7 protein-coding genes and 2 pseudogenes are annotated in these 9,551 nt (G+C 35.0%); 6 read left to right on the top strand and 3 right to left on the bottom strand.

What is annotated here, in order from left to right; genetic code table 11:
- Positions 1 to 346 precede the first annotated feature (346 nt).
- Genes GVV58_RS14515 through GVV58_RS14525 form a run of 3 tightly spaced genes read right to left on the bottom strand, consistent with a single transcriptional unit; the run spans position 347 to position 6,368 of the window.
- Positions 347 to 3,547 carry a site-specific integrase gene (locus tag GVV58_RS14515; protein WP_002046149.1) on the bottom strand — a complete coding sequence of 1,067 codons (3,201 nt, stop codon included), beginning with the start codon at positions 3,545 to 3,547 and terminating at the stop codon, positions 347 to 349.
- A 4-nt stretch (positions 3,548 to 3,551) separates the two neighbouring features.
- Positions 3,552 to 5,891: a hypothetical protein gene (locus GVV58_RS14520; RefSeq protein WP_002058482.1), complete on the bottom strand. Its 2,340-nt coding sequence runs from the start codon at positions 5,889 to 5,891 to the stop codon at positions 3,552 to 3,554.
- A 12-nt stretch (positions 5,892 to 5,903) separates the two neighbouring features.
- Positions 5,904 to 6,368 (bottom strand): hypothetical protein, encoded by a 465-nt coding sequence (locus GVV58_RS14525; protein ID WP_000911011.1) that lies wholly within the window; start codon positions 6,366 to 6,368, stop codon positions 5,904 to 5,906.
- Between the two features lie 274 nt (positions 6,369 to 6,642).
- Between GVV58_RS14525 and GVV58_RS14530 the strand changes: the two genes are divergently transcribed.
- From GVV58_RS14530 to GVV58_RS14555, 6 genes and pseudogenes are all read left to right on the top strand, one after another.
- The gene (locus GVV58_RS14530) at positions 6,643 to 6,810 is read left to right on the top strand and encodes a YhfG family protein (RefSeq protein WP_002125865.1); all 168 of its coding nucleotides are present in this window, start codon (positions 6,643 to 6,645) and stop codon (positions 6,808 to 6,810) included.
- Between the two features lie 12 nt (positions 6,811 to 6,822).
- Positions 6,823 to 7,419 carry a putative adenosine monophosphate-protein transferase Fic gene (locus GVV58_RS14535; protein ID WP_004658347.1) on the top strand — a complete coding sequence of 199 codons (597 nt, stop codon included), beginning with the start codon at positions 6,823 to 6,825 and terminating at the stop codon, positions 7,417 to 7,419.
- 349 nt (positions 7,420 to 7,768) lie between these two features.
- Positions 7,769 to 8,026: a hypothetical protein gene (locus GVV58_RS14540; protein ID WP_004726728.1), complete on the top strand. Its 258-nt coding sequence runs from the start codon at positions 7,769 to 7,771 to the stop codon at positions 8,024 to 8,026.
- Between the two features lie 920 nt (positions 8,027 to 8,946).
- Positions 8,947 to 9,252: a helix-turn-helix transcriptional regulator gene (locus GVV58_RS14545; protein ID WP_000366814.1), complete on the top strand. Its 306-nt coding sequence runs from the start codon at positions 8,947 to 8,949 to the stop codon at positions 9,250 to 9,252.
- Positions 9,252 to 9,371, top strand: a pseudogene (locus GVV58_RS14550) (serine/threonine protein kinase); the annotation flags it as partial. The gene GVV58_RS14545 and the pseudogene GVV58_RS14550, both read left to right, overlap by 1 nt.
- Before the next feature lie 49 nt (positions 9,372 to 9,420).
- Positions 9,421 to 9,551, top strand: a pseudogene (locus GVV58_RS14555) (IS3 family transposase); the annotation flags it as partial.

Below are 9,551 nucleotides of genomic sequence, written 5' to 3' on the forward strand. Positions count from 1 at the left end.
TCCCCACTTGTTTTTAAGTGGGGACTAAATTAAGGCTTATAGGATGAATTCATAAGGTGTGTTCAGCGGACGCTTACAAATGAATTTGGGCTGAGAAAAATTCAGTTCAAATTTAACCTGACGGGCACACTAAAAAATGGGTAATTGTCAGATCGAGTTTGGACTACAACACTTTAGCTCATCGATTTACCATACCGCTAATCTTCACACCATTTTCGTAAATCCAGCGATCAAACTGTGATACTACATTCCGCTTATTAATCCAAGTCAGCATGGTGCTTTTCATAAAGGCAGTTTACTTATAAACAGGGAAATTTCTAAACAATTCCCCTTTAACATGCTTAGGCTATTTGATCCAGAGTTCATCTTTTTGCATCATTTTTAACATTAAATTAAATATAACCAGCGGAGTAACATTTTTTTTGTTAGAGCCGACAACTCTTTGAAAACTAAATTTAACGGTTCGCTCAGGAGCATCCAAATTAACTGGGTAGTTTTGTTTTTCTAAATACAGATGATCTCCTAACATTGGCTCTATACCAGTAATAAAATTAACAATTTGTTGCTCATCACCTTTCATTCGGCATTGAAAATGTAGAAAATTCTTACGCAGTTTTCCAAATAATAATAATATTTTAAGCGCCTTAACCATGTTCTTTTCTTTCAGTGCATCTTGCTGCCTATCATCTTTATAATGAAAATCAAGGAGAGGAATTATTTCATCTGGACGAGTCAGTTTTTTAGCCTTTTCGTAAAGTTCATCAAACCAACTCTCTTCTAAATTCTTACTATAAACATAATTCGTTTTTAAATTAAATTTTTGGCGATCCATCCATTTAGTGCTCATCCATTGACATCGTTGCATCCATTCTTGAGCTTGGGTATCTTCGCTTAAACGACCTTCTCTAAAACTTATCAAACGTTGAAAAGGTGTCAGAGTACTCTTCTCTATACTAAACTTCTTTTCTTGTCGGCCAGCCATCGTAACTGGCTGTGTTTGCTGATAAGAATTAAACCATTTCTGCTGCTGAGTATAACGATTTAGGTTTATGTAGTCTGTACTTGACTTCACTGGACTAAAACACTGTTCTAATACTTTTTTTGAAATGATACACGGCGAATTATAAATTCGATCGACTGCTAATAAATCCAAAACATGAAGGTAATTTGAAGCCGTTTGCTCAATACTGCTATGCCCCATCCAAGAGGCGAGCACCTGCCATTTATGTTGAATAATCTCTTCTTGAGCACGTGCTTTCATACCAAACAATAAATCCCTCATCTTTTTTGCTTTTACCCAAGGACAATCTGTGTAGGTCTTGATCATTTCTTTTGAACCGAGCAAAGTTATTGCTAGATAGTTAGCAGCACTGTGGCGTAATGTATGAAAACTAAAGCCATGATGCATACCTAATATTTGACTAAACAAATCTACTGTAATTTTGCTGATACATTGATCAGTTAATACACGATGATTCACACTAAAAAGTAGATCATCCTGCTGATTAACCAAATATTGCTCATAACGATGTTGTATGTAACGTTGTACTACTAAAAACTCATGTTCTGACAATGCAATTTTCAATGGTATTTGACGATTCGCACTTCGCGTTTTCAGACGGCGATATGAATTGTCTTGGATATGAAGCGTGATATTATTAAAAACTGTATTTTCTTTTTCTTTATAAAGTAGCTCTGGGCAAATAATATCTTGTATTTTAAGACAACGAACTTCATTTAATCGAAGTCCAGTTCTATAACTTAGTAAATACATCAGCTTTAAACAACTCAGATGATCGACCCACTCTGATGCCGTTGGCTCTTGACTTAAATTTTCTAGTTTTTCCAATAATTTGCCAAATAGCAAAGGACTCACTAGCCGTGCATTGCAAATTTGTAAATGCTTAAAACTTGAATTCTGTAACACCAATACCCCTGGAGCATCATAATTCTCTATACAGAATTGATGAAAATCTTTTAGGCGACCAAAACGGTATTCTGCGCTTTGGTGCATCTTACGAGAGGTTTTTCCTTTCACCGAATCTCGTTGAACTGCTTTTTCATCACGTTCACTGCTGTATTTCAATAGCTGCCGATATAAATCCTCATAGTCATCTATGGATTGTTGCTTTAAATCTAATTTATTGAGCCAAATCTCAAATATAAATTCTTTGCCAAACGATCCTAAGTAGCTTTCAATAGTTGATAATTGAAGCCCTCGTTTTTTTAAATGCATTAACCAGTGAATTAAGCGTAGTTGAGCATCAATTAAAGACTTTTCCTCCGTATTAGCATCAACTATCTTCTCCTCTAACACCCTTCTAGTTTCTTGCCAAAAACGTAGCGTGCGTTCTTCTTTATTCCTCTTTTTATCTAAACGCTCAACTTTTTGACCTTTACGTTTCTTTTGACCAAACAACATCAACTCATACGGAATCGTTTGTAATTTGCTTTGAACAGTCGGAACTTCAGGAAGTAACTGCTCTTGTTCAAAATGAATAGGGCGATTATCTGGTTCTGTGACTTGATTGTAATCATTATTCCACAGCAATCTAAATTCGGATGGCCTTAAAGCAACAGTATTAATCTCTTGCTGAAGCACATTACTCAAAAATATATCTATGCTGAGGTTTGGATTAAATTCGAGTACCATTTGCACATCATTAAATGCACGAAATCCACGGCGTTTAATTTGATATTGCAGATCCCCAAGACTTTTTTTCCTGCCTATCTTACTCAAGCTTTCTAAAATACAATCTTCAACTGAATGTTGCAGACAAAATTCTTTCTGAGTAGCTTTCAACTTTTTTAAATATTGCAAAATGAACTGCGCATATGGGTTAAAAAAAACATGTTTCCATTGGTACAACTTTCCCTGTTCTACATCGTTGCCATATTGAGAGTTTTCAACACGATAATGTAGTAACAATGGATTAGTGATTTTTTTGTAGTCCGAATGGTATAACCGAAAACAATTCAGATCTGTACCAAGCTCAATGGCCTCCTGCAATTGCTTCTGAATAGCAATCAAATGCTGTTCATCTGCACAGCCTGAAATATATATAAAACTTAAGCATAAATTTCCCCATAAGTACTTTGGTTCATTCCAATATTCAAATGAATCTTGCCAATACTGCCTTAATTCCTTAAGTACATGGATATGTAGATGCCCCTGTTCTAACCGTGACTCTGTACTCTCAATTTTTCTAGGCAGTACGATCCGTTTAGTATGTGGATTTAGCTTAATTCTGTATGATTTTTTATCTACATTCTGGTTGAATTGCTTCCTTCTTTTATTAAATTCATCTTCAGTAAATTGCATCAGTTTTGATTGTTCGTCTCGGCTCAACTTTTGACTCAAACAATCAACACTATCTTTAATGTCATGCCATTTTTCAGCGATCTGCTGATCAAGTTTTTGCTGCATTTCTTTCGTCAATACTTCAGGTGGAGAAGGCTGTCTATCTAGCGACTTTTTCACCATTTTATGAATATCAACAAATAGATCATCTAGTTGTGGTTTTATTAGTTCTTTGATTTTTTGCATACAACTATTTTCGCTCTAAGTGTTTAATCGATAAAGATTTGACATTATCTTGCAATTGCTGGCGGGCTTGCTGTACATAGACATTCGGGATAAGTGAAGAATGCGGATGAAAAGCCTCTCGGTCACGTTGGTCATGACCATACAGGGCCTGAATTAAGTGAAAAGCTAATGCTGGTTTACCCTCTTGCTGCTCATGCATCAAAAAGTTCATGTCAAAATGACGTAACCAATTCGAATACATATTCTTTGGAAAGACTCCTTGCATATATGAATTCACCCATTTTCTCGATAAAGGGATTAACTTAATTTTCCTGCTCTGCCATTCTTTGACAGTTATCGGCAAGATATCTTTACTAAAAATGACCTTACCAAAAAGATCATTTACAGTTATCTTCTTCTTTGCAAAGACTTGTCTAAAAAATGAACCGTACGCTTCAATAATTTGTTCTAAAAAGGCAGTGTAATTTTGCAGTGTTTTTATGAAAAAATCAGATAAAGGGATAAAACGACCATCTTTTCTTGCTTTACTATTTTTTTTATCATTCACATATAAAAGCTTGAGCTCAACACAATAATCATCCAAATTCCCCAACAGGTTTTTTTTAGGCCGACTTGCCAAACTCAACAAACTGATATGCCACATCCAACACGCATATGCATTAAGTTGATTAATAATGTGCTTATCTTCTTGGATGTTTTCGTGACAATGTCTATGTAAAATATGGAATTGCTCTTTCACAAAATTGGGTTCAAGTGCCAGTTGGCTCCCTATCCTTCCTATAGATAATGCAGATTGTACTTTGAATTGTTGTTGCAATATTTTTAGTTCAGCCGTGTCTTCAGTAAAATGTGTGGAATGTGGTGTAAGTGCTTTTTCTAAAAAGGCTAGATATGTGCTACTGAGTTGAGTTTTCGGTAGCCCGCCATAATAGATACCAGGCATGTGATGCTGACTATCCCGCCCAGCAATTACATGAGCAAGATATTCATTATATGTTTCATAATATATATGAAAATATAATTGAGCCTGCAGTTTTTCTACAGTGATCGAACCTACAAACCGATTATCAAGCCAATTCTTAAGTTTCGTATTAATGTGTGTTGATGAAATTAGTGGATTCGATGCTTGTTCTATATAGTCAAACCAAGCAGAAGGTAAATGTAGTTGATGTGTCATCACTTCATTCCACCGCACATGATTTAAGCTCTTAATCTTCTGCTCTGTAATTTTAAGATTTAATTTGAGTAAATATTCGCGACGTCTACTTGAACCATTCTGGATCAAAATTCCATCTTGAATAAGCTCGTTAAAATCCATCAGTGCGACGGGTGATAATCCCGTCAAAAGTGACAATAAACATGCTGCAGCGATTGCAGCATCCCTCCAGTGCCCGGATAACTCGGTTCTCAACACATAAACAATTTGCTTCAGTATATCTGGCGCCAAATAATGTGGATTTGTAACAAAAGGAGCATGACGGCGCTGGCGATGCCGCATTAGATGCGTCGCATTATCGCTGAGTATATAATTTAAATTTTTAGACTTTTCATCTTCTGAATAAAACTCCATTTCAGGATCTAATAGATCAACTTCACCCTCTTCATCTTTGTGAAGAGCGGCATCATAAATACTGATCTTTGCGTTATGTCCAATATCTACTTGCTTACCCGTTTTAATTTCACGAAATTTTTTGAGTTCATTTTTCGTCGGCCATTGCAAAACTTTACTTTTTTTTGACTTACGCTGACGATGAACAACACGACGATCATCAAGTCTTTTAAAAATTATTAATAGAGCCGATAAATACTCTATGGCTTGTACTTGTTTGAAATCTTTAATATTAAAAAGTTGATTACGATCCTCCTTTTTCAAGTTACGTTCGTACATGACATAGCGATTTAGTAGCTCACTGCATTCTTGAAATAATTCAGCATGATTAGAATCCAGAACATATCGTGATACATAGCGAAAGAGATCACAAACATGTTTTTGCTTATTCTCAGCTTTATCAATTTTTGCAAATTCTTGATACTGCCGATATGTTAAAAAACTCGCTTGTAGAATCAAATAACGTTCAGACGACAGCTCTTGAGTATTACTAGTAGTCGGGCATGCAAAATAACTTAAAGAAGCTAGATAATAATATTTACCTAATTGTCTAGAACTAGATATATAGCCATATATCTGTTGTGCTTCCTTATATAGAGCATGGGCTTTTTCACGTAAATCATCTGATAGATCGACAAATTGTGTATTCACAACATGATTGCGTAATAAACAATAATCTTTTTGGAATTTTTCTGCTAAATCTAAGAATTGCTCTTCTGTTTCAATCTTTGGCATATTCGCTTTCGCTTAATTTTTTATCAAATTGCATTGGTTAAATTCATTACGATCTGAACAATTTGGTAAAAGTTGATCTTTTATTGAACTCTTTGTCAGCTTAAAAAATCTAGCAAAAAATTTAGCATCCAGCTCTTTCTGAGCTTTTCTCTCAAAGCACAAGTGTTGCTGTGATTTTTCGATAAAATCATCAAGATTATGTATCAACTGTAAGATTGCAACATAATTAGAATGTACACGTAAGCATGGCTCCGTTTGCATTAATAGCAATATTTTTTGCCAAATTTTCACATAGATTATTTTGAACTTTGCTTGTACTACTACTTTCTGGCTCTGTTTAATCTTTTTGATTTTCAGTAGTTCTGAGTTAATTTTTACTATCTTAAATTGAACATTTTGTCGCTCAAAGCAAAAGGGCATGATAAATTGCCCCATAAATATCTCTATATTTTTTACTAAATAGTCAAATTTTAACATTTTTATCGATATAAAAAATGAGCATATCTTTGTATATTAAAATTCATTTAATTTATCAACTAAATTTTCTCAAAATTACAATTATCAACAAATACATATGGTTTACTTATCATGGGTGGTCTAAATTTTAAAAATTCTTCCACTTTTTTTTAGTTTTCTGTTATTACATGAAACAATACCGTTGTATTACATTTTGAAATGCTGTGTATGCAGCATTGATCAAAAAGATTCTCTGCTATACTTACTTCACGTGTAGCATCAATGGAGTTTCGAAATGCTCAGAACCACTGAACAGAAAAAAAAATATATTCAAGCGACACGTGCGCAAAACTATCAAGCCAGCCTAAAGCTTGAAGGCATTACAACGACAGCTCAAACAACTCAACAAAGTAAAGCTGAAATCTTGCAAAAATATAAGAAGTATTCGCAACCCGAAACTTAGTCAGGTGCATGTATGGATAAATATGGGGAAATGGGTGACAGCCTGTATTGTTACCCTGGCACAAATATCCTAAAGAACAAACTCAATATTCATGATGAACAAATTTTAGAACAAGCTGAACTAGAACTGTCTGGATTGGCAAGTAACTTAATTGAATATGCTGAACCACCTTACGACTTACAATACTTAAAATCAATTCATGCGCAGCTCTTTGGCGACTTATACGACTGGGCAGGAAAGTTAAGACAAATCGATATTTCCAAAGGTGACACCCGTTTTTGTAATTTTTCCCGTATTGAAATTGAAACCAATAAACTACTCAAACCGCTTCAAGAAAAAAAATACTTTCAAGGCTTAGCACCACAACAACTGATTCCTCAACTTGCCGACTTGTATTGTGAGCTTAATGTCATACACCCATTCCGTGAAGGTAATGGACGTACACAACGGATTTTCTTTGAGCATCTGATTGCTCATTGTGGTTATGGTATTGATTGGTCTCGCATTGACTCTCAACAACAATGGATTCAAGCCAATATTGAAGGTTTTTATGGTAATTTAAATCCATTAATTAAGATTTTTGAAATATGCTTTATTCAAAATACCTAAAATTTAAGTAGTCGAAGCCCACAATCCTTAATGAGCCATCATCTTTGCTTCAATCCACTGATTAATTTCCCAAATAAACCAACAATCACGATTCTTAGAAATCTTAATACTCTTCGGGTAATTTAGGATCGTAATATTCAGATTACTTATCCAGAATTGAATAGATCGTTAACTTAGATAGACTTTTAAGCAATGTAACTTGCCGCATGTTTATCAACATATGTCTCAAAAAAGTCTGCCCATACATAGATTTATGGCGTTTAGTGCTTAAATTTCAGATTAATCTTCGTCTGATGACCTGAATGGATGTTACAGATTACATGCAGGTGAATTACTCTGTGGCTGTATCATGGCTTTTGTGCAATCCAATCCATTTGATCCGAATGTTCTCTTTTGCAATAAAGCAGCCTCTTCTGCTTTTCCTGAACCAACGAACTATGTCATTGATTTGATTCAACCGACAACAGTGATGCTGAATCAAATCTCCAAAGAAGGGATTAAATGCAAGAAATGTGGTAAGAAAAAGATAGGGGATGGAAGTTATTATCCGTCTAATTGGAACCAGCCCATGAGTCGAGATCAGTTGAGTAAGAATCATTTTAAATGAATAAGAGAAGGATGGCTTACCTCACTTCTCCGAATAACAATGCTATGCTTTTCAACCAAGGTTATAAATTGGCAACTACATTTCATTCTTCTTCATGCTGGTCCTATAGCCTGTAGACAATTACTACATCATTTGCATTCAATGCTCAATACAGCCTGTCAGCAGAACCGCAGCGATACTTTTTTTCGTGCATACATGTAGTGTTTAAATCCATTCATTTTTCAATGATCCTCTGCCGTTTATCACATTTATGGTCGATCTTTAACCTTGTGAAAAATGCACATACCGATCCCTTCAAACTGTCAAATTTATGTATGCATGACATTTAAAGAAAATTATCTGATCAATTTTTTTAGGTAAAATTCATCAAGAAAAAAGTTATTATTATTCATAACATCACCAATAACCACATAAAAACAATAATTTAATAAATTATTCTTCCAATTTTTTTATATTTAGTGTTATTACCTCTAAATCCATGTTTACCACCTTCTATTACATAAGTAATTTAGAAGTATCCACGATATAAATTGCTTGCCCTCACACCTCTCCCCTCTCACGCCCAAAAAATTTATACTGAAAGGCAGATTAAGCCCGTTCGAGTTACATATAGCCGCATGCTATATTGAAAGCATTAAGAAAATATCCTCAATATTTATAGGATTTTTAAAGTATGAACTAATTTTCGAAGAACCCTTTCTAAGTAATGTGACCTATTAGGAAAAATGAAAATACTGAAATCTCCGTATCAACAATCAGTCAAAGTACATCCTGATGATTTTCTGTAACCGATACCCAAGGACTATACCTACCCTTCTGATGTGCTGTGCAACAAAGCCCTCCTTAGCCACACTATAGCTATAGATTAATTCCATTATTTTGTGATTTAATTAAATTATTCATTCTTAAGACCCAATTTAATGGATTTATATTTCACTAAACCAGAAGAAGTTGTGACTCTTTTAGGTGAGCGTTTACGTAAGCAACGACTCTTTCTGGAGATGTCTCAAGCTGAGGTAGCAGCACGCGCTGGTGTCGGCGTGAATACAGTTTCGAATCTTGAAGCGGGACGAAATGTATCTGTTGAAAATTTAGTCCGTATTGCAATGGTCTTGGGTCGATTAAACGAACTTCAGGAACTATTTAAACCTCAGCTTAACAGTGTGAATGACATTCTTCGCTATGAGAGTCAAAGTAAGCGCCACCGTATTAAGAGGAAGGGATAATGCTCAATAGACTTAATGTTTATTACAACGGTTGGGGCGAATCATGGTTATGGGGAACGCTGATTAGTTCAACAGCCACGACAGGTAGACCCACCATTGCTTTTGAATATAGTCCAGATGAACCGTACCGGGTTTGTCGGAGAGTCAATATTCTGAGAGACTATCCCGATGACAAAATTAAAATATACCCCTGAAATCAGAGAAAGAGCGGTTCAATTATTGATTGAATCTGAAAAAGATTATCCTTCTACTTGGGCTGCAATCACAGCAATTGCGCCTAAGATTGGTTGTACTCCTGA

The organism is Acinetobacter sp. 18QD2AZ41W, from assembly GCF_009829025.1.
Classification (GTDB): Bacteria; Pseudomonadota; Gammaproteobacteria; order Pseudomonadales; family Moraxellaceae; genus Acinetobacter; species Acinetobacter pseudolwoffii.